The sequence below is a fragment of the Mucilaginibacter sp. Mucisp73 genome, assembly GCF_059491465.1.
The window spans coordinates 3,382,557-3,403,464 of record NZ_CP168507.1 but is presented as its reverse complement, the minus strand read 5'-3'; the positions used below and the strand labels follow the sequence as shown (position 1 = coordinate 3,403,464).

Genomic DNA, 20,908 nt, shown 5'->3' with positions numbered 1-20,908 from the left:
CAAAAGCAAATGCTATTTTTATTTAGCGGTATCAAGGTCTTTATCTAGGCCCAAAACGTGGCATGCACTATCGCTTAAATAAATCGCTTTGCGTTTCGATTTTGACCATATTTTTTTGATGATATTCATGCGGCAGGCAGGGCTGGGTAACGTATAGGAAAACCGGCATCCGGCTTGTATCGTTTTATTTCGGCTATTAAACCAGGGATATCGCCCATCACGTATTTGAAATGGTTGCCGGTAAAGACCTTACTGTAATTTTGGGTAATTATACCCGTAAGCTGGTGATAAAGCGATTCGTCAAACAGCAAAATCACGCCCTTATGCATCACCAGTAAAATATCATTGGGTGTTATATTATAAAAAGCCTGCAAACCAACTTTGCCTTTTGCTTTGGCTATTACAATATCGGCGTCAAATCCGCTGGTAATGCTGCCACTATTTAGTTTCCAGGTTTGGGCAGGGGATGAAGTAAGAGAGCTGTACAATTCATCATCATTAAGCATTTGGGTTTTACGCGCAAGGCGAATGTGATGCCAGATGTCCCAATGCCCGGTAAGCGCGCTATCTGTGCCAAATAAAATCGTTGTTTGGGTTTTCAGCTCATCAATGGCCGCTGTTTTATTAAGCAGAAAATAGTTTGATTCGGGGCACCAAACCAAGGCTTCGAAATGTTTGGCTTGTTGAGGATCCATAGCTACTCCATGGATCCCGATGAGTTTACGCTTAAGGATGTTCCATTTAATTAGTTCATCTATTTCGGTATGGGCGATATCGTTTGTGCCCTCACCTGTATGGATCACAGCCGGCTTATTTATTTTAAGCGGGTTATTGAGCCGTTTTTTCCAGTTTTTTTCAAACCGGACAGAGTGGATACTCTGGCAATTATCAAATATAGTGATGAGAGGATCATTTATGGTAGCTTTTTCACCGTGGTTTACTACTGTGGTAACGCCGCAAAGCAGGTTTTTATAAACACCCCAGCGTTCGCGCAGGGCAATAGGGATTTTTAGCACAGATGCAATCTCACCGGCGTAAACGCGGTGAATGTGTTTTCCCCATTCGGTATAACTTTCATAGGTTTTATTGCCAAACTGCGGAAAAAGATTGAAATCAAGATGGTCATGCGAGTTGATCAGGCCCGGAAAAGCAATGGCATTCACAAAGGTCAGCTGTTCGTGGTCATCAGTATGTGAGGGGGAAACCTGTTTTATTTTACCCTCGCTTATACTTATGCTCACCACGGCATCGTTTCCCGGTATCATGACGTTATTCAGTACCATCAGTTCTCCTCAAGTGCAGCCCGTAAATAATGGGGAAGCCTTTATACTTATCATAAACATGAAGCGCGTTTTTATTGGCATAATAATGCTTCATTGTTTCATCTATTTTAATTTCTTCTTCTGCAATTAGCTTAAAACCGTTGTTCAGCAACAGATCTTTAATGGTATTTACGGGGTGCACATAGTTTTCGACCGCTATAAAACTGCTGCCATGTTTAAATGTCCGCTTGCCGCCGTTTGCCAGTGTCTGCGGATGGAAATCGGTAATAATGATGTCGCCGGTCGGTTTCAGGATCCGCATCCAGGCCTGCAGGGCAACCTCAATATTTTTGATGTGCGCAACGGTAAGGGTTGAAACTATGGTGTCAAAACTCCCCGATGGCATGCCACCGAACAGGTCGTCGGTAATTCGGTAAATATTTGCCGATGGAAACTTTTGCTGTAAACGGGCCAGCATCCCGGCAGATGTGTCAAAACCTGTTAACCGCCCCGGATTTAGCGCAAACACCTTTTCCCAATGCCTGCCGGTACCGCAGCCAATATCGCCCACGTTTTTACCGGCGATAACTGTATCCGTTACCAGGCGGGGAAACAAAACTTCATCCAAATCGAGCATAAGGTTACCTGGCTGCGCATCATAATGCTCGGCCCAGATATCGTAGGCATCCACCGAGTTTTTCTCTATGATATTGGGCGGGAAAAAGCGCTGCTTAATATAATTTTTTACAGTTTGGATCACAATTGCGGGATATTAGTAACATCTTATATCAGCAAATACGGCCGTTAAATAATAATGGTTGCCAGCTATTTTATTTATAAAGGCAGGCAACCTGTGTGAAAGCCAGGGCGTATTTATTAGTGTGAAAGTGATAGTGTAGAAGCTCAGATTAATTGTTGAATGGGCAATCCCCCTCATTTGTGATTGGGTATGGCAGTGGGTTTTATTTTGTGTGCAGACTTTGTAATGGCAGGGGTGCTTTACAGGTTGCTTAAACTAAAAGATAAACCCATTGCCGGGGGGATTGAAAGCAAAGTATTGATACTAACAGATGAACAAGATATTATTATTTAACCCGCGCAGTGCAAATAACAAGTATCGCATACCTAATTCGATACTAAATATAGCGGCCTCGGTTGATGGAAAATATGACTGGGTAATTGTTGACGGCAATTGTGAGCATGACCCGATGGTTAAGATAGATAGCTATTTAAGTACCGGCGAGTTTAAATACTTTGGGTTTACAGTTATGCCCGGTCCGCAGTTAAAGCAGGCTATTACTGCGGCAAAAACTATAAAGCAAAGATATCCCAATACCAAAATGATCTGGGGCGGGTATTTTCCATCAAATCAGCCTAACGCGGTTTTATATTCCGGTTATGTCGATTTTATTATCAACGGGCCTGGTGATCATGCTTTCCCCGCCTTGATTGATGCCCTTGAGAAAAATGAACCTTATGAGTTTATCCGCAACCTCATCTATAAAGCAACCGATGGCAAGATCATCAAGACCGCTAAGGAAGATCTTTTAGACCAGGATAGTTTGCCGCCTTTGCCATATGATAAGCTGAATACTTTTTATCCCATTACCAAGTTTTTGGGTAAAACTTACCTGGGCGAAAAAACGATGGCTTATCACTCAAGCATCGGTTGCCCCTTCACCTGCTCCTTTTGTGCTGTAGTGCCAATATATGAGGCAAGATGGAAGGCAAAATCGGCCCAAAACGTTTATAAGGATGTAAAATATATTAAAGATAAATGGGGTGCAGATGCCATTGAGTTTCATGATAACAATTTTTTTGTATCAGAAAAGCGTGCGGTTGAGTTTGCCCGTTTAATAAAGCCCGAAAACATGACCTGGTGGGGTATGGCCCGCATCGATACCATGTCGAAATTTAAAGATTCATCCCTTGCTGCAATCCGCGAATCAGGATGTAAGATCATCTTTTTCGGAGCCGAAAGTGGTAACAATGCCATTTTAGAACAGATGGATAAGGGCGGCACGCAAACAGGCGACCAGATCATTGAGTTTGCCGAGCGCCTTAAAAAGTTTGACATCATACCCGAATATTCCTTTGTATTAGGCATTCCGGCGCCAACCCAGGAACAGGTTCAGTCGCAAATTGATTTTGAAATAGACTTTATAAAAAAGGTAAAGGCTGTTAACCCTAAAACCGAGATCGTAATTTATACCTACAGTCCTGTGCCTACCGAAGGGTCGGAACTGTTTAAGCAGGTAATGAAAAGCGGCTTCCGTTTCCCCGAAACGCTGGAGGACTGGATCAGCCCGGCATGGGAAGCCTTTGATCTTCGTAAAAATCCGTTAACACCATGGCTCACGCCGGAGATGATCGATAAGATCAGGAATTTTGAAACGGTGCTGAACGGGGTGTATCCAACGGTAACGGATATCAGGCTCAATATGATAAAACGTATGGCCATTAAACTGGTAGCTACCATGCGTTATAAGGCGAGCATGTACCATTATCCTTATGAAATAAAGTTGCTACAAAAGGTTTGGCGTTACAGGCAGCCCGAAATACAGGGATTTTAATTTATGCAGATGACAGGCCAATCGTTATATCATACATTTCAGCGTTTCCGCACACTGCAAACGCACCGCATCGCTGCGCTACCCATCGTGATTTTGATGCCGCACAGTGCCTGCAACTGCCGTTGCGTAATGTGTGATATCTGGAAGGATAATAAAAACCTGAAGCAGCTTACCGAAGCCGACGTGACCGATCTGTTAAGTGCTTTACGAAAATTCGGTACAAAGCAGGTATTGATGTCGGGCGGGGAAGCGTTGCTGAATATCAATTTTTTCAGGCTATGCGAGATTTTGCGTGCTGAAAAGATCAAGGTTACGCTGCTGTCGACAGGGCTGTCTATCAGGAAAAACGCATTCAATATTTTAAAATGGGTTGACGACCTCATTGTTTCTTTAGATGGCGATGAACTTTTACATGACGCTATCCGGAATGTACCTGGCGCATTCAATAAATTGAAGGAGGGAGTGGAGTACATCAAATCTCTCGAACCCCAATATCGCATTACAGCCCGTACCGTAATTCACCGTTTAAACTTCAGGAATTGGCCGGCCATTATTGAGGCTGCAAAGCAAATGGGCATTGACCGGGTGAGCTTTTTACCTGCCGATGTGAGCAGCCATGCCTTTAACCGCCAAACAGCATGGGCCGAGCCTCGGCAACATGAGATACTACCGACTGAAAATGAACTTGCCGAATTTCAGGAAATGACAAACCAGGTGTTGGCTAATAAAAGCGATTTTGCCAACAGGTTCATTGCCGAATCTCCGGCTAAGATCCGGGATATTTATGGTTATTATGCTGCTTTTTATGGCCATAATGCATTCCCGTTTAAAAAGTGTAATGCACCATGGGTGTCGGCAGTGATTGAGGCTGATGGCGTGGTAAGGCCTTGCTTTTTTCATGAGGCGATAGGTAACATCAGGGATAATTCATTAAATGATATTTTGAACAGCAAAGAGGCGATCAATTTTCGCAAAACACTGGATATGGCTAATGACCCTACCTGTGTTAAATGTGTGTGCTCGCTTAATTTATCGCCGCTGGCGAGGTTGGATTGATAATAAAAAAGCAATGAAGCGCGGAAATGTGCGATTTCTTCCCCTGGGAGGATATAGGAAATTTCCCTAGATTTAGAAACAGGCTAAAACACGATGAACAATATACTGTTTACACATTCTTACTTTTTACGGTTCGACCCAAAGCAATGGGGCATAGGGCAACCTTATGCGCCACTGGGTACTATATACGCTGCTGCGCTGATGCGGGAGCAGGATTACCGGGTAAGTCTGTTTGATACCATGTTTGTGAGCAATCCTGACGAGGTGATAGCCGCTATTGAGTTGAATAAACCGGATTTTTTTGTGGTTTATGATGATGGGTTCAACTACCTGACCAAAATGTGCCTCACCAATATGCGCGAGGCTGCATTTAAAATGTGCAAGCTGGCAAAGGAACGTGACTGTACAGTTATCGTTTCCAGCTCAGACTCAACCGACCGGTATGCAGCATATCTTGCCGAAGGAGCTGATTTTGTGATATTGGGTGAAGCCGAACAAACGCTGATAGAACTAATTGAACATATCCGAAGTGGCAATACTGATCATTTTGAGATAAAAGGATTAGCTTACACGAGCGGCAGCGAGATTATTAAAACACCCGGCCGCGCGGTAATGAAGGAACTGGATAGTTTGCCCATGCCCGCCTGGGATTTGGTGAATATGGATACCTACCGAGATATGTGGATGAAGAATGCAGGCTATTTTTCAATTAATGTGGTAACCACCCGCGGTTGTCCGTTCAAGTGTAACTGGTGCGCCAAGCCTATTTATGGTAACCGGTATAATTCTCACAGCCCGCAGTATATTGTTAATGAGCTTAAAATGCTTAAGGAGCGGTACCAGATGGATCATATCTGGTTTTGCGATGATATTTTTGGATTGAAACCCGGTTGGGTACAGGAATTTGCCAAACTACTGGCACAGGAGGGAATTAAGATCCGTTTCAAGATCCAGTCGCGGGCCGATTTATTGGCAGAGGAAGAAGCTGTAGCAGCCCTGGCGGCCGCCGGTTGTGGAAACGTGTGGATAGGAGCCGAAAGCGGATCGCAGAAGGTACTGGACGCCATGGATAAGGGGATCACTATCGATCAGATCCATACGGCTACGCACCTCATGAAAGCGCATGGTATTAAGCCATCGTTCTTTATCCAGTTCGGTTATCCCGAAGAAACGCGGGATGATATTACGCTTACCATAGATATGATTAACCGGTTGCTGCCATTTGAAATTGGTATTTCGGTATCGTATCCGCTGCCGGGTACCGGTTTTTATGAGCGCGTTAAAACCGAGTTGAAAAAGAAAACCAACTGGACAGACTCCGACGAGATGGCGCTGATGTTTAAAAACACCTATCCGCCTTTTTACTATAAGCAATTACATAAATACGTACACCGTAACTATCACAAGCACCTGGCAAAAAATAGCTTCCAAAAACTGCTGAAAGATCCGTTTGGGAGCTCGGTAAAAAATATCAGGAAAGCATTATCGGTGTTTTATTATGCGCCGCTTACCTATCTTGAAAAGCTGAAGCTGGAAAAATTTGAAAAGGCGATATGACCGGCACCGCATCACGTATAAACGAACAATTTGCCGAGGCTGCATTTAGCAACCAGTCGGTAGTTTTTGATGAGCTGTACTCAGGCGACACGATAATTGCTTACAAGCGCAAACGCGTGCGTGATCATATCCTGCAATACCTGAAGCCCGGAAGCAACATCCTTGAACTGAATAGTGGTACCGGTGAAGATGCACTGTTTTTTGCACAAAAAGGATTTAAGGTACATGCTACCGATATTTCAAAAGGGATGCAGCAGCAACTCCGCGAAAAGGTGGTGAAGTATGATATGCAGCATGCGGTAAGCAATGAGCTTTGTTCATATACGCAGCTTGAACAGCTAAACAGCAAAGGTCCTTATGATCTGATCTTTTCCAACTTTGCAGGCCTCAATTGTACCGGCGAACTGGAAAAAGTATTGAGCTCATTTGCCGGGTTGCTAAACCCCGGCGGCACAGTGACCCTGGTGGTGCTGCCCAAATTCTGCCTTTGGGAAACTTTGCTGGTATTTAAAGGGAAATTTAAAACTGCTTTTCGCCGGTTTTTTAGCAGTAATGGCCGCAAGGCGCATGTTGAAGGAGTTTATTTTGATTGCTTCTATTACAACCCATCCTACATTAAAAAATGTTTAAAAACCGATTTTGAGGTATTGGATATTGAGGGCTTGTGTACCATCGTACCGCCATCATATATTGAAGGCTTTGCCGAAAAACATCCGCGCGCCTATAAAATACTTGCCCGTTGGGAGAATAGGCTGAAGGCCACCTGGCCGTTTAAGTACCTGGGGGATTATTATATTATTTCGCTGAGGAAAATGTAATTGAAAAAGTTGCCCGAACTTTTGCGGAAACTATAAACAAGTATCTCACGCAAGTTTTAGACTTAGCATTTTAGGGCCGAAATAATTTCGGTATGACGATAAGGAGGAGTTTTATTGCGCCATCCGTTCTTCAAATTGCTGTAACAGCATGGAAACTTTAATCCGGTATTTTTCTATCAGTTTAATTTGAAAGTTTTCGGGAGAGGGCTTGGCAAAATGTTTGCTTGCGGCCATGCTCATTACCGTACCCCGCATATTCAATTTCTTCATTTCAGTTTTCTTGTTCCATCGCCCGGAGGTGATTTTCATCAATACATTATCCAGCCAATCGCCGAATGGATTATTGAACAGGCTTTCTGCAAATGTTTTATACCACCGCTTTTTTAATGGTTTAGCAGTAGCGAGGCGCATACATTTGTTAGGCAGGAAACCGGAGGTCCAGGCATTAGATTTATAAAAGCTTTCAAAGGTAAGGTCACCCTCTAATGGGATAATAGTTGCTACTTCAATTGCTGTATAAATGTTCTTTTCAACTATCTGCAGTTGGGCCTCATCAATATAGTAGTTCATGCAGTAGTTGTGCTGCTTACCAACCAAAAAGGTAAGTTTTTTGAACATATGCATAAACGTACGTGCAAGCCAAAGCCTGTTGCGTTCGGTAATGATAAAAAAATCAATGTCCGAATTGTCATCGGCGAAGTTCTTAGACAAGGAACCTGAAATGCCAATACCGCGAACGAAAGGAAACCGGATCAGGAAGGCGCCTATTTCTTTAGCTTTATTGATTAGCCCGGCTGCTTTTTTGTTTCCTTTATTACGCCTCACCGCTATCATATAATCGTTTTTGAGCGAATAAAACCTGTCGAAATGAAATACCAGTTTATTGACGATAAGTTGATCAAGCGCTTCAGTGAAATCATGCCGGCCATACTTGTTTTCCAAAAACAGGAATATCTCGCCGTAGGTTAACGGGTAGTCCCACATGTCAAAATAGGCAAGGGTAGCTAAAATATTATTCCTGGTATTTAACAATCGTTTATTGTTTTTTTCAACTAAGATGACTGTACTTTTCACGTCTTTGTATATATAATGATGACGTACCCCTTGCAGCTTTGGTTGCCTTTGAATAAACTAATTACACAATATTTTTAGCGTGGGTCCCTGTTGTTTCTGAGCTTGCAGAAAATATTAGTAATGAGAAAAATACACTGTAAAAAAAGATGCCTTTATCCACATCTAAGTAGTTTTCGGAAAAGGAAACGGCGGTTATAATAACCATAAAAGCCATGAGCAATAGGTCGCGTTTTGCAACAGCTGCCCTGATGCCAAATGCCAGCACACACAGGTAAACCATCAACCCAACGATCCCCGATTTAATAAAAAAGCTGATAAACTGGTTATGTGCATTTAACCCGGCCAGGTACGACCGGTAAAATTGATGGTCAAAAAATGGGTCTTTGAGCAAACCAATTTCAGTGCCTGCGCCATGACCTATAACAGGCGATTGTGCTCCCACGCTAATGGCCACGCTCCAGCGCGCTAATCGCGGATCGGTGAGTTCGGCGTCGGTTGATTGGCTCAGGTCTTTTTTTAGCTCGGTTACATAACGTTCTTTAAAAGTATCCCTGGTATAAATGCCTGCCATCACCACTATAAATAATGCTGCGCTAATGGCCATAAACCTGAAGCGGTTTTGCCCTTTTAGTATAAACAAAGGCAGCGCGATATTTATAATAAGCAGCAAAGCTATAAATATCGATTTTGAACTAAGCTGCAGAATGCCCATTGCTAAAATGCCACAGCAAGTAAGCCAGAAAAATTTACGGGTCTTTACCGGTTCCCTTACTAAAACATACAGGAGATAAACCAGCGCTATGGCTATCTGCATGGAAAAAAATGTAGCATGGATTTCCAGTGGTTCCGAAAAATTGTGGTTTGTGAACGCAGAAGAAGCCAATGCTTTTAAAGGCAGATGATAATATTTTATCGTAAAAAGAGCCTGTAAAAAAAGATAAGTGATAGTGATGGTACAGCCTAATGAAAATACAAGTAAAAACTTATGCCGGTGTTTTTTTAAATCGAGCGGGTTAAAACAAAAGATTAACGGGATAAGCAAAATAGTAATCTGCCTGCCTAACTCTGTAAAAGCCTGGGGTTTATTGGTGGTGTAAATAATGCTCAAAAGCGTTACAAAAAAAACAGCGGCCAAAGCAAAGTTAGCCCTTGTTAATAGCGGCTTTATAGTTGTTTTGCGAATTTGTATGATAGTATGCAGGGCCAGGCCTATTAAAAACAGGTGGCTGTAAAACAGGTTGAAGGGCAGGCTCAGCAATAACAGCATCACCAGGTAATAGCTTATCCTGTTGTTTAGCGTATCATCGGGCCTTAGTAACTTTTCCATGTTGTTGCTTATAGCATTCCAGTATAAAATCTTCGTAATCGTTGATCACTACCTCCCAGTTAAACTGGTATTGGATCTTATGAAGGTTATTTTTTACCATTTCGCGTTCGGGATCCTTGCGCTGCACATTCTCAACCAAATGGCGTACCTCGTTAGCATTATCAAAATAAAAAGCATCTGAATTGAGTACCGATTTATTGAAAGGGTTATTATGGGCGGCAATCAAGGCTTCGCTGGCCATGGCTTCAAGCAGGGACGGATTAGTACCGCCCACGCTATGCCCGTGGAAATACAGGTAGCTGTTGTTCTGTAGTGCGCGCACAACCGAATTATCAAAATTGGCGCCCTTAAACTGGATGCGATCATCGTTTTTAAACCTGTGGGTTATGAATTTGCCAAAGCGGTTACTGGTATCGCCCAAAACCATAAAGCTTTTTTTTGATGAACTGTTGTTAAAGCCTTCTAAAATAGTTTCAATGTTGTTTTCGGGCTCCATGCGGGCCATCAGCAAAAAATAATCTTCTTTAAGCACCTCGCTTTTATCAAACTGCTCACGTTCCTGGTCTGAAAACAGATCGGCACCATAGGGGATATATCGGCTGTCAACCTCGTACTTATCCTTAAGATATGACCTAATTACCCTTGAGTCGGAAATATAATACTGGCTGTGTTTCACGGCCAGCTTTTCCGCGTACTTCAAAAATTGTTGTACAGGCTTTGAGTACTTGGAGCGTTTCCACTCCAGTCCATCCATATTGGTAATGATAACGCTGTTGGACGGGTAAAGGTGCCCCCAAACCGAGCTGCTGGTGTAGCCCATAAGCAGTACTACATCAAACTTACGTTTACGGGCATCCATAAGGCAGTTAAAATCATAGGCAAACTGCCCGGCAGTGCCTATCAGATACTCCGGATCGTAACAATGTACAATGTTAACGCCGTTCCAGGTATCGGCTTCATAAGGGTGGTTGTGTGAGTTATAAACGGTAACTGAATGCCCTTTTTTTACCAAGCCGGCCGATACATATTCGGAAATATGCTCAAACCCGCCATAGTAGTTCGGGATGCCCCTCGTGCCTAAGATCGCTATTTTTAGTTTCATGACAATGAAAATTTGCTTGTAACAAGTTGTAAAATATGGTGCTGCTTTTTTGCCAGTGGTATTGCTGTTCAACATGCCGCGCTACCTGGCTGGTGAAGGCATCTCCGGGTGGTTGCTGTGCGGCAAGTAATAGCTTTTGCTCAAAATCGGCATGATTGGCCGGGTTAAAAGTATATGGCGTAAAAAAGCCAAAGTTTTTCATGGCTGTTTCTGAAGAGCATAGTACCGGCGCCCCACAAATGGCTGCTTCAAGCGGCGGGATCCCAAAGCCTTCGGCTTTTGAGGGATATACAAACAGCCTGCAGGCCCGGTAAAAGGCCGCCAGATCGGCTTGTTCCGCCTGCGGTATCCACCTGAAAAACCGCTCTTGCTCAGGCGTAAGGCTCATGATGAGCCTGGCTAAGCCGGGCGTTTTTATGGATGCTTTACCAATGAACAACAGGCTAATGCCTTTTTCGTACAGCTTCAGTTTCAAATATTTTTGCAGTAGCAAAAGGTGGTTTTTGCGGGGTTCAACGCGGCTGGTATACAGGAGGAAATTTCTTATGCCGAATTTTTCTGCTACCCAATCTTCTGCCTCTTTTTTTGATGACTGGTATTGCAGCAATGAGTTATTTACCCCGTTTTGGATAATATGCACCTCGTCAGCGGGAATGTGGTAATAATCACAGATCCGTTCTTTCGAGTAGTCGGATACAGTGGTTTTGATGTCGGCATTTTTAATACTGCGGCCAAAAAGGTAATTGCGCGTTAAGCTGAACAGGACGGGGAAATCCGTCCTGAAATCGTTAAACAGCATATCATGCATGGTTACTATGTACCTGCAGCCCGCCATTTTTTTAGGGCTGAGGTATTGAAAATGTGCAAAATTAAACCTGTATTTTTTGATGTAAGCTGGTATATCAAACACAAAGCGCAGGATGTTGATTCCCCTGTTTTTATAAGGCAATATGTTTTGCGGCGGCAGCAGGGGGAACAATCTGCGGATATTATCGGTATCGTGGGCGCCGATGTAAATATCTATGTCCGGGCGGTGGGCCAGCAGGTGGTTGTATAATTCGCGTATGAAAGTTTGTGCCCCTTGAAATTCTTTGTCAAAGGAGTGGGCATCAACAAACAGTTTTATCTTTTTAGCTGCCATAATTCAATTCGTTTTGATTTAAAACAGCGGTTGGCAGCTCGGCTTCGGCTAATCGGAAATTGCGTTTACCTAATTGGTATAAACTCATCAGCATACGCTCGGGCAGAAATGACATCAGCAGCAAGAAATAATTTTTGAGATGCAGCGGGCTGATAGAAAGTGTTTTCAGCAGGTTTTCCCTTGCCTTTTCCGGCTGATAATTATTCCACAGGTATTTTTTGCCGAGCAGGGCATAATAAGCTCCTTTTTTGATGCGTGGAGATAACTGTTTAATGCCGATCTCAGACAACTGCCTTCCTTCGGCTTCAGTAATGCTCCCCTTGCGCAGGGCATTGTACTTGATCTGCCTGAATTTACCTGTACGCCATTTTTCATCAATGGTAACGGATTCGGCATTGAGCCTCACCTTAATGAGCGGTTGATTAAGGTTAAAAGCTTTTTCGTGTTTAAGAATACCTGCCCACAAAAAATGATCTTCAAAAGTGTAGGCCAGCTCATTGTAGCCACCGGCATTTAAAACGGTATCACGCTTATAAAATACACTGGAGTGAATGAAGGGACAAATCCTGTAACTGAGCTGCCTTATCTGGTTATGGCTCAGGGCGTCAGGTTGCCAGGTAAATATCAGATCGCCGTTAACATCGGTATAGTCAACTCCCGAACCGATAATGCTATAATAGGGATGAGATGTGATGAAATCATACTGCACCTGCAGGCGGTAAGGATAACATACATCGTCGGCATCGAAACGGGCTATATAAGGCGCCCGCGCGTGGCGTAAACCGTTATTGAGGGCCGCAGCTACACCTTTGTTTTCCTGGTTCAAAACCACTATACGCTCATCGTTAAATGAGTTGATAATATCTGCCGTGTCATCAGTTGAGCCATCATTTACAATCAGCAATTCAAAATCAGCAAACGATTGTTCAAGTACCGATGTAATGGCTTCGCTAATATATTTACCGGCATTATAAGCAGGCATTAAAACAGTAATTTGAGGGCTATGCATACGCAAGTTCCTCCTGCACTGTAGTTTTTGTTTTCAAATGGGGGGTAGTAGTTTCTTTTATATTGAGGAGTAACATCAATTCAAAAATTACCAGTACCGAGAGCTGCTCGAACCAGTAATCAAGAAAAAAAATGCCCGTTACCATGATTAGTATGGGCAAACCATAACTAAGCTTTTTATAATGCCGGGCAAAAAAGCCAATGTAAAATATAAGCAGGGCAAGCAATCCGAGGATACCGTATTCACTCAGCATTTGATCGTAAGTGGAGTAGGGGTTATTGCGTACCGAACGGAAACCCGCATCCTTGCTGAAAAAGCTCAGGTACAGGTCTAAATGATTGTGCATAAATGCCGGGTTGATATAGATGTATTTTGGGGGATAATTGCCCCTTATACCGGCACCAACCGCCCTGAAAGCTATTTTGGATGAAAAATTTCCGGGAGCTAAGCCCGCTATACTTTGTAAAGGATGGCTGGTAAGATAATTAAAGGTTTGTATTGCACCGGTAATCTTTCCAGGCAATGCAGGATTGAAGGGCTCAAGCCGGCAAAGTGGTAGCTGGGCCTTGTGAGCAGCTATACAGTCGATAAGCTGTTGCCTGTCAGGAGTCATTTCGCCGGTGTTATAAAATTCGGCAAAGTGTGTGTTTGGCCCCGGGATGTATAGCCTGCCGTCATCAGTAAGCGGCAAGCTTTTGATCTTTTTGTCAAGTGCGCTTGGTTTTTCCTGTTGAGCCTTTATCCTGCTCAGGCTGTCCAGGTAGTTTTGTGCAAATTTTCTTCTTTGTTCATCCCTGGTTATGAATCGCCCTCCGGGATTGGCAGTTGTTGCCTGCCCTGCTGCATGGCCCTGTTTTTCAATACGATTTTCCCGCAGCGTACTTTTAGTCACTTCGTTAATATACTTTTCATTTTGCGGCGATATTTTGACGAGGGAGATCACATAAAGCAGCAATGCCACTACTATCATGCTTTTTTGATTGCGCGTGGTTTTATAAACAAAAATGAAAGCGAGGATCAGCAGTACCAAAATGCTGATGAGGTTACTGTAGGTAAGCACCAGCGTGCTCATGCACACGATCATCATGGGCAAGCTATTCTTATAAATGAAGTAAAACACACCGAAAGCGCAGATAACGGCATTGGTTGATGAAATGTCAAAGCTTATGCCCATTACATCATCGCCGGTATTGATATAATAGCGCTGATGCATTCCCATAAAAGCATAGGGGTTAATGCTTTTAGTGATCCACATAATATGCATTAGGTTACCTGCCGAGAAAGCTGCGTTTATGATAAAAAAAATGATCAGTGTACGGTAAATGGTTTCGGCATCTGTTTTATCAACCATCAGCTTAACCTGGTGAATCGCCAGCAGGGCCAGCGCCCAGCATATCAAAGCCCAGCCAAAAACAGGTATATAATACAGGTTGGAAAAATTTTGGTTGATGACTGCTGCGGCAATAGCTATAGGGAAAACCAGCAGATAGAATAACGGGATCCTTGAATTGCGCAGCTTAAAGCCAAATTGAAAGTTAAACTGGCTTATGTAAACAAAAATCAACGCAACTATCTTAAATGGGATCCGCACGTTGATAAACAGCAGCAGGAAGATCAGCAGCCGCCAATCGGCATAAGTTTTCCACCTCTTAATATCAAAACCCGGCAAACTGATTGTCATTATTCCCTTGTATTTATTGATGTTTATTTCCCGGTTTTGCCGGCCTTGTCGCAATTGTTTCGTTTAAATAGGTTACGTGCCAAAAAATGGAATGGTTGCCTCGTTAATGTGCTGATATATGCAGATATTTAACCGGGATATTAAAATGTTACAGGCAACCGGCCGATAAAAACAATAGTATAAGAGTATAAACATATACGTCGTTGTTCAGGAGTAAAGCGTTCATCAGGTTTTTTTCGTCAGGTTTGCAGGCACTTGCCTTGCAGGTGCTTGGCAGTATCTTTTTTTATATTATTTCTGTTTACCTGAGTAAAGACAGCTTTGGAGCCATTAGCTGGATGAATGCCTTATCGATATTTGTTACCACCATCCTGGGGTTTGGACTGGAGCAGGTAGTGATCAGGCGTATAGCAGCCTCACAACGGTCGGATTGGGCGGCGGCTGCATTTTTGTTCCATTCGCTCACTACTTTTTTTGTAACCCTGGGCGTTCTGTTATTATTAAGTTTAGTATTGCACGACAATATTTACCAGGCGCTGCCATGGTTTTTTATAGCCCAGGGCCTGCTTTTCCTGGGTGTTCCGTTAAAGCAGTTTTTAAACGCAAAGGAAAAATTTACGCCTTATGGCATAATCGCCATTATAAGTAACAGCCTAAGGGTTTGTGGTGCGTTTTATCTTATTACTATCCATCAATTACAAGTTCGCTCTGTAGTTATGGTAATGATAGGTACAGCCGGGGCCGAATTGCTGGCCCTGCTCATGTATGTTATCACGAAAACAGATTTTAGTTTTAAATTTCAATTTCGCGCTTATAAAAAGTTGCTTAAAGAGGCCACGGCGCAGTATGTATCGGTAATATTTGATATGAGCTTGTCGCGGATGGACTGGCTGTTGCTGGGTTTTATGGCAAGCAAAACCGTGCTGGCCGACTATAGTTTTGCATACCGGGCTTATGAGCTTTCGCGCCTGCCCATGCTTGTTATAGCTCCCGTTATTTTACCGCGCCTGTCAAGGCTGATGGCCTTAAAGCCATCTAACCAATTGCAGGAGCAGGTAAATTCCTTTAATACAGTCGAGTTGCTGTTGGCTATGCTCTTACCACTTGTCCTTAATATACTTTGGACACCTGTAGTGGGGATGATAACCGGCGGCAAATATGGTGCTGCCAATGCTACCGAATTTTTGATCCTGTCGTTGTGCATACCCCTGCAGTTTTTCATAAACCTGCTTTGGTCGTTAAGTTTTAGCGTTAAAAAGTACAAGGCTGTATCATCTGTTACCGTAATTTGTGCTACAACAAATATTGCGCTTAACCTGATATTGATCCCGCTATTGAATGGTATTGGTTCGGCTGTGGCATTTTTAATTACCAATATATTACAGGCGGTGCTTTATTACAGGTTGGTGAATGAAAATATTATGCATATCAGCTCACGGCCATTTGTGATACTGCTCCCTGCTGCTTTGGCCGGCTGGTTTATAACAGCTTCAATCAACATACATTTCTTGTTCAGGCTTTTATTGGGGATAGTTTTTTATCTGTTAATAGCTTTAATATCAAAACAATTGAGCAGTCGCAATATTCAAAACAGTAAACAGTTTTTAGCGCAATGAACATTTTATACCTGTGCGATGAATATCCTCCCGGACCGCATGGCGGTATTGGAACCTATGTGCGGCTCATTGCCCGGCAAATGGTAAAGCTGGGACATAAGGTAATTGTTGCCGGGTTGTATAGCCGCGGATACGGAGGCGCGGATGAATTTGAGGATGAAGGTGTAAAAGTTTTGAGGTATCGCTGGGGCATTGATGATAAGTGGTTTGAAAATCAGCGGTCTGCCGGGGTACGGATGCTCAACAGGATATTACTGGATACAGGTATTACGCAACGGGATATAAAAAGAAGCCTTGCGGCTTATCAAAAAAAACTGGAACATATCATAGCCGGTGAGCAGATCAATATTATTGAAATGCCCGATTATAATGACTATATCAGGTTTTGTAAATCATATGTGCCGTTCCCAACATCACCTGTTCCTGTAGTTGTTAAATTAAATGGTTCCATTACTTACTTCAATGCTGAGGCGGGGATACCTGTGGCACCGTATGTTTTGAAAATGGAGCAGGATATTTTAAACCGCGCAGCAGCCGTTAGCAGTGCAAGCGCCTATACCGCAGAAAAAAGTGCTGCTTACCTGTCGTACAACAAGCCTATCACGGTGTTGTTTAATGGTATAGATACAAACTTAGCAGTAGGAAACAGTACACCGGTCGATACCAAACAGGTGGTATTTACGGGGAGCCTTGTTCAAAAAAAAGGGATTTTTCAGTTAGCGGAGGCCTGGAATATAGTTATAAAACAGGTCCCTGATGCCCGGTTACTGATATTGGGGAAAGGCCCGGTAAATAAAATAATCGCCTGCTTGCAGAAGGATGCAAAAAGCAGTGTTGTGTTTAAAGGGCATGTGGGGAGGGATGAACTTTATGCCCGTTTAAGTAATTCGGCAGTGGCGGTATTCCCCTCGTATGCCGAAGCTTTTGCACTTGCGCCGTTAGAAGCCATGGCATGCGGAACGGCGGTGATCAATTCAAACCGCACATCCGGCCCCGAACTTATTGATGATAGCGTTAACGGGCTGCTGATAGATCCGGACAATATTGAGCAATTGGCATCGGCAATAGTTACATTGCTCAATGAGCCTGAAAAACGCCTGCGACTTGCTTTAGCTGGCAATGAAAAGGTAAAAGGATGTTTTGATATCGATATGGTGGCCAGACAAACCCTGCAGTTTTACCAACAGGTTCTGGACAAAGTTTTAAGTCGATAGTACTTAGCCTCAGGTCAAAAGTCCTGTTTAATTTTGACTTCAGACTACCAACTATACATACCATACCTTGGTTAGTTAATCTGCTCTATAGCCAACTCATTACGATAGGTGTTTCGCGTTTGAGACAGCTCTTTATATTGTTTCAGATAAGCGTATTTAAGGCGTGTGTTTTTATAAATAACACGCGCTATAGCCAATCCTTCAGCTCCATCTAAAAAACCAAGCCTGATAATGTAATTGCGTAAAAAGCCAAAAGCGGGCGAGAAATATAGCTTGATAAATGTAGCCTTTTTACCGGCTTTGTAATATTTGGCTGCGCTTAGCTGCGCATAAAGAATAGCTTTACGCTTAAAGTCATCTATATCAGTTACAGAGTGGTGTTGGATATAACCCGCTATGCCTTTGATCTCGGCATCGGAAGGCAAAAGCAAGGTTTCGTGTACTTCGGTTTCGCCCCATTTTACCAATGAACGATTAAACAAACGCAGGTGATGATCATTTCCCCAATTACCAAAGCGGATCAGCTTTTTGCCAAAGTATGATTTGAATTTGATATCGTAAACAACATTCGGTTTGTCAAAGGTTAAATTATGGAGCGATTTAATAAGCTCCAAATCAGGTATCTCATCAGCATCAATACTTAAGATCCAGTTGTAACGGGCCTGGGCTATCCCTTTATTTTTGTTTGCGCCGTATCCGCTCCAGCTTTTTTGAAATACCCTGCAGCCATAACGGGAGGCAATAAGCGGTGTGCCATCGGTACTGTCATTATCAATCACAACAATATCATCCGTAATTAAAGAAGCCATTTTTATACAATCTTCAATTAAGGCAGCTTCGTTTTTAGTAATAATCACAACAGACACCGGTACCATGCAACAGTAGTATTAGTAATATAAATTATTAAGGCTTGTTATGCCCTTTTATAATATATATCGTGCATGTTCCGGGGATGGTTGCCTTAAGATAAATAAACCGGCGAAAAAACATTATGGATTTTGCTTATTCCATTCTGTTACATTGATCAGCTTATCAGAAATGGCATTTCGACAATTCGGATTGGGACACAAGATAATCCAGCGATCTTTAGCTTGTTCAATTACCGGACGGGTCCCGCAAGTTTTACAATTTTTTACAGGGAAGTTTGGGTTTATATCGATTCTCATAAAAGGCCTTTCAAACAGGCGGGATTTACATGGTATTACGCTATAAACACACGTACCGGTTGCCTCATTATCAAAAATATAATTATTTGTAGGGATTTATTGAGGCTGTATTAACTTGTGCATATTTTGTATAAATAATTTCCGTAGGTGAGAAAAGTGTGCATGATTTTATCCAACAGTGTGAAAAATTTAAATTATTTTGCACAACAGGCAACCTTTTAATAATAGTTGCCGTGATGTGCGTAGATAAGGTTAAATTTATGTGTTTGATTCTGAGTTTATAAACCCCATATGGGCGAAGAAGAGTTACATCAACTGATCAATGGCTGCGTAAAGCAGGACAGGAAAAGTCAGAAAATGCTCTATAAGGCGTTTTATGGCTTTTCTATGGGTATTTGCCTGCGTTACGCGGGCAACCGTGATGAGGCTGCAGAAGTAATGAACCAGGGCTTTATGAAGGTATTTACCCATATAGACAGGTTTGATACTTCCAGGCCGTTTAAAGCATGGATTGGCCGCATTATGATGAATGTTTCTATTGATTATTACCGGGCTAACTTAAAAATGGCTTACACGGAAGATCTGGAGAAGGCAGAAAATGTGAGTGAAGGGGATCTTACAGATAAAAATTTAAACTATGAAGATCTGTTGGCTATGGTACAGCAGTTGCCGCAAGCTTATCGTACCGTATTTAACCTTTTTGCGATTGACGGATATTCGCATGAAGAAATAGGCGAAATGTTGAATATCAGCGCCGGAACTTCTAAATCAAACCTGCATAAAGCAAGGCACAAACTAAAACAAATGATATTAAAAGCAGAGGAAACTGCTAATAAAACCAATTACAACAGGGGAATGGATTTTAACCCGATTGTGGCCTATAATGGCATAGGTATAGATGTAAGGACAACTTTTTTTAATAATGGTATCAGAGGATGAAAAGCGAAGAAGATTTAGATAACATTTTTAAGAAGGAGCTGGAAGACCCGGCAAATCATCGCGCGTTTAACGAGGATGACTGGGGTGCGCTTGAGCAAATGCTTGACAAGGGCAAGAAACGTCGTGGAATTGTTTACTGGTTGCCAATTGCAAGCGGAATAGCAGCGATGTTGCTGCTATTTTTAGGATGGTGGTTTTTTAAACCTAATGTAAAGGATGATAATATAGCAGGGCAACAACAGGTTAAGGTTAAGCCCGCTACGCCTAAAACAAATCCCGGAGCCAGTGGCGGGGTTACGCCGCAACCACCAACAGACAGTTTATTAACAACCCGGCCGGCCGGGAACAGCAACATAGCTGCCAACAGCAATACAGGCAATCATGCTCATACAGGTCAAATAAGTTTAACGCCATCTGTTGCCGGCTCCCACCATAATATTCCAGGTGTAAACAAAAAGGGAATTAGCCGGGATACCATTATGCAACACGATCACGCCCTGATGGCAGGTACCGAGCCAACTGGTAATAATGGTACCATTTCAAATTTGCTGGCAAATAGGGCATTATCACTTGACATACAATCTTCTCCTTTAGCTGTTCCTGATTTTAAAACAAATATTGAAAGGCAACCTTTTCAAGCATCTGCAACAAAACCTAATAAAAAAATAACTAAACAGAGCTTTGGTTACCGGCCGCAATGGGCTATTACGGCGCTGGCATCATCTGATGTTAATGGTACAAATTCCTTTCAGGGTAAAGTTGGCAGCAACTATGGTTTACTGCTTTCATTTGGTGCCACTAAAAAGTTAACTATTACAAGTGGTGTTGTGTATTCGTCAAAGCCTTACAGTACAAGCTTTGCTAATTATAATACTACATATAGCTTTAAGCATGACCCAATTGATGTAACTGCCGATTGCAAAATGCTTGATATCCCGATCAATATAGCTTACCAGGTGTATGGTAATTTTCGCAATAAATTATCGGTGGGTACTGGTTTATCCTCATACCTGATGCTGCACGAAAAATATACTTATAATTATGGCGATGGTGCTAATAGTGCCGCATGGCCTCAAACTTATACTGTACCTAACAGTAAAGGATATTTATTGAGTATTGTCAATATAAATGCAACCTATGAGCACAAGATAAACTCAAAGTTTGGGATAAGCGTTCAGCCGTATATGAAAGTGCCAATTTCGGGCGTTGGATATTCTGATATTAAACTGCAGTCTACAGGCGTAGCGGTGGGGGTAACGTATAATCTTAATTCGTTCAGAAAGCCGTAAGCATTTTGTACAACCCTTACGGTGAGGCAGGGAAATCGCGTTTAAAATAATTCGATCTGTTTTACTAATCTCATACTGAAAAAA

17 protein-coding genes are annotated in these 20,908 nt (G+C 42.6%); 8 read left to right on the top strand and 9 right to left on the bottom strand.

Going from position 1 to position 20,908, the window contains the following annotated elements:
• Positions 1-125: 125 nt before the first annotated feature.
• Positions 126-1,265, bottom strand: a complete 1,140-nt coding sequence (locus ACEN82_RS14145; protein WP_413321744.1) for an amidohydrolase family protein — start codon at positions 1,263-1,265, stop codon at positions 126-128.
• Between the two features lie 4 nt (positions 1,266-1,269).
• Positions 1,270-2,022, bottom strand: coding sequence for a class I SAM-dependent methyltransferase (locus ACEN82_RS14140; protein ID WP_413321745.1), 753 nt, complete (start codon positions 2,020-2,022; stop codon positions 1,270-1,272).
• Positions 2,023-2,332: 310 nt separating this feature from the next.
• On the opposite strand from ACEN82_RS14140, the gene ACEN82_RS14135 reads away from it, so the two are divergent.
• The 4 genes from ACEN82_RS14135 (at position 2,333) to ACEN82_RS14120 (ending at position 7,266) form a co-directional block, all read left to right on the top strand.
• Positions 2,333-3,835: a B12-binding domain-containing radical SAM protein gene (locus ACEN82_RS14135; RefSeq protein WP_413321746.1), complete on the top strand. Its 1,503-nt coding sequence runs from the start codon at positions 2,333-2,335 to the stop codon at positions 3,833-3,835.
• Between the two features lie 3 nt (positions 3,836-3,838).
• The gene (locus ACEN82_RS14130; protein ID WP_413321747.1) at positions 3,839-4,891 is read left to right on the top strand and encodes a radical SAM protein; all 1,053 of its coding nucleotides are present in this window, start codon (positions 3,839-3,841) and stop codon (positions 4,889-4,891) included.
• 93 nt (positions 4,892-4,984) lie between these two features.
• Positions 4,985-6,448 carry a B12-binding domain-containing radical SAM protein gene (locus tag ACEN82_RS14125; RefSeq protein ID WP_413321748.1) on the top strand — a complete coding sequence of 488 codons (1,464 nt, stop codon included), beginning with the start codon at positions 4,985-4,987 and terminating at the stop codon, positions 6,446-6,448.
• Complete coding sequence (locus ACEN82_RS14120; protein WP_413321749.1) at positions 6,445-7,266, top strand: class I SAM-dependent methyltransferase; 822 nt, start codon at positions 6,445-6,447, stop codon at positions 7,264-7,266. The genes ACEN82_RS14125 and ACEN82_RS14120 overlap by 4 nt, the downstream gene beginning before the upstream one ends.
• A 111-nt stretch (positions 7,267-7,377) precedes the next feature.
• Here ACEN82_RS14120 and ACEN82_RS14115 read toward each other — a convergent pair whose 3' ends face one another.
• From ACEN82_RS14115 to ACEN82_RS14090, 6 genes are all read right to left on the bottom strand, one after another.
• The gene (locus ACEN82_RS14115) at positions 7,378-8,340 is read right to left on the bottom strand and encodes a nucleotidyltransferase domain-containing protein (protein ID WP_413321750.1); all 963 of its coding nucleotides are present in this window, start codon (positions 8,338-8,340) and stop codon (positions 7,378-7,380) included.
• 61 nt (positions 8,341-8,401) lie between these two features.
• The gene (locus ACEN82_RS14110) at positions 8,402-9,667 is read right to left on the bottom strand and encodes an O-antigen ligase family protein (protein WP_413321752.1); all 1,266 of its coding nucleotides are present in this window, start codon (positions 9,665-9,667) and stop codon (positions 8,402-8,404) included.
• The gene (locus ACEN82_RS14105) at positions 9,642-10,769 is read right to left on the bottom strand and encodes a DUF1972 domain-containing protein (RefSeq protein ID WP_413321753.1); all 1,128 of its coding nucleotides are present in this window, start codon (positions 10,767-10,769) and stop codon (positions 9,642-9,644) included. The genes ACEN82_RS14110 and ACEN82_RS14105 overlap by 26 nt, the downstream gene beginning before the upstream one ends.
• Positions 10,708-11,910, bottom strand: coding sequence for a glycosyltransferase family 4 protein (locus tag ACEN82_RS14100; RefSeq protein ID WP_413321754.1), 1,203 nt, complete (start codon positions 11,908-11,910; stop codon positions 10,708-10,710). The genes ACEN82_RS14105 and ACEN82_RS14100 overlap by 62 nt, the downstream gene beginning before the upstream one ends.
• A complete protein-coding gene (locus ACEN82_RS14095; protein WP_413321755.1) occupies positions 11,900-12,919 on the bottom strand; it encodes a glycosyltransferase in 1,020 nt (339 codons plus the stop codon). The genes ACEN82_RS14100 and ACEN82_RS14095 overlap by 11 nt, the downstream gene beginning before the upstream one ends.
• Positions 12,912-14,600: a hypothetical protein gene (locus ACEN82_RS14090; RefSeq protein ID WP_413321756.1), complete on the bottom strand. Its 1,689-nt coding sequence runs from the start codon at positions 14,598-14,600 to the stop codon at positions 12,912-12,914. The genes ACEN82_RS14095 and ACEN82_RS14090 overlap by 8 nt, the downstream gene beginning before the upstream one ends.
• A 203-nt stretch (positions 14,601-14,803) precedes the next feature.
• Here ACEN82_RS14090 and ACEN82_RS14085 point away from each other — a divergent pair, with 203 nt between their 5' ends.
• Both ACEN82_RS14085 and ACEN82_RS14080 read left to right on the top strand, forming a co-directional pair.
• Entirely contained in the window at positions 14,804-16,216 is a 1,413-nt protein-coding gene (locus ACEN82_RS14085) for an oligosaccharide flippase family protein (protein WP_413321757.1), read from the top strand.
• On the top strand, positions 16,213-17,430 hold the full coding sequence (locus ACEN82_RS14080; protein WP_413321758.1) for a glycosyltransferase family 4 protein: 1,218 nt from the start codon (positions 16,213-16,215) through the stop codon (positions 17,428-17,430). The genes ACEN82_RS14085 and ACEN82_RS14080 overlap by 4 nt, the downstream gene beginning before the upstream one ends.
• 71 nt (positions 17,431-17,501) lie before the next feature.
• On the opposite strand, the gene ACEN82_RS14075 is transcribed toward ACEN82_RS14080, so the two are convergent.
• A complete protein-coding gene (locus ACEN82_RS14075) occupies positions 17,502-18,305 on the bottom strand; it encodes a glycosyltransferase family 2 protein (RefSeq protein ID WP_413321760.1) in 804 nt (267 codons plus the stop codon).
• 582 nt (positions 18,306-18,887) lie between these two features.
• Here ACEN82_RS14075 and ACEN82_RS14070 point away from each other — a divergent pair.
• Together ACEN82_RS14070 and ACEN82_RS14065 are read left to right on the top strand one after the other, a co-directional pair.
• The gene (locus ACEN82_RS14070) at positions 18,888-19,535 is read left to right on the top strand and encodes an RNA polymerase sigma factor (protein ID WP_413321761.1); all 648 of its coding nucleotides are present in this window, start codon (positions 18,888-18,890) and stop codon (positions 19,533-19,535) included.
• On the top strand, positions 19,532-20,824 hold the full coding sequence (locus ACEN82_RS14065; protein ID WP_413321762.1) for a hypothetical protein: 1,293 nt from the start codon (positions 19,532-19,534) through the stop codon (positions 20,822-20,824). The genes ACEN82_RS14070 and ACEN82_RS14065 overlap by 4 nt, the downstream gene beginning before the upstream one ends.
• Positions 20,825-20,908 lie beyond the last annotated feature (84 nt).

Bases quoted from the DNA above. Each gene is read 5' to 3' on its own strand.
- ACEN82_RS14065 (WP_413321762.1), top strand. From the start codon at position 19,532: ATGAAAAGCGAAGAAGATTTAGATAACATTTTTAAGAAGGAGCTGGAA.
- ACEN82_RS14090 (WP_413321756.1), bottom strand. From the start codon at position 14,600: ATGACAATCAGTTTGCCGGGTTTTGATATTAAGAGGTGGAAAACTTAT.
- ACEN82_RS14075 (WP_413321760.1), bottom strand. From the start codon at position 18,305: ATGGTACCGGTGTCTGTTGTGATTATTACTAAAAACGAAGCTGCCTTA.
- ACEN82_RS14120 (WP_413321749.1), top strand. From the start codon at position 6,445: ATGACCGGCACCGCATCACGTATAAACGAACAATTTGCCGAGGCTGCA.
- ACEN82_RS14100 (WP_413321754.1), bottom strand. From the start codon at position 11,910: ATGGCAGCTAAAAAGATAAAACTGTTTGTTGATGCCCACTCCTTTGAC.
- ACEN82_RS14135 (WP_413321746.1), top strand. From the start codon at position 2,333: ATGAACAAGATATTATTATTTAACCCGCGCAGTGCAAATAACAAGTAT.
- ACEN82_RS14125 (WP_413321748.1), top strand. From the start codon at position 4,985: ATGAACAATATACTGTTTACACATTCTTACTTTTTACGGTTCGACCCA.
- ACEN82_RS14095 (WP_413321755.1), bottom strand. From the start codon at position 12,919: ATGCATAGCCCTCAAATTACTGTTTTAATGCCTGCTTATAATGCCGGT.
- ACEN82_RS14110 (WP_413321752.1), bottom strand. From the start codon at position 9,667: ATGGAAAAGTTACTAAGGCCCGATGATACGCTAAACAACAGGATAAGC.
- ACEN82_RS14070 (WP_413321761.1), top strand. From the start codon at position 18,888: ATGGGCGAAGAAGAGTTACATCAACTGATCAATGGCTGCGTAAAGCAG.
- ACEN82_RS14130 (WP_413321747.1), top strand. From the start codon at position 3,839: ATGCAGATGACAGGCCAATCGTTATATCATACATTTCAGCGTTTCCGC.
- ACEN82_RS14080 (WP_413321758.1), top strand. From the start codon at position 16,213: ATGAACATTTTATACCTGTGCGATGAATATCCTCCCGGACCGCATGGC.
- ACEN82_RS14145 (WP_413321744.1), bottom strand. From the start codon at position 1,265: ATGATACCGGGAAACGATGCCGTGGTGAGCATAAGTATAAGCGAGGGT.
- ACEN82_RS14105 (WP_413321753.1), bottom strand. From the start codon at position 10,769: ATGAAACTAAAAATAGCGATCTTAGGCACGAGGGGCATCCCGAACTAC.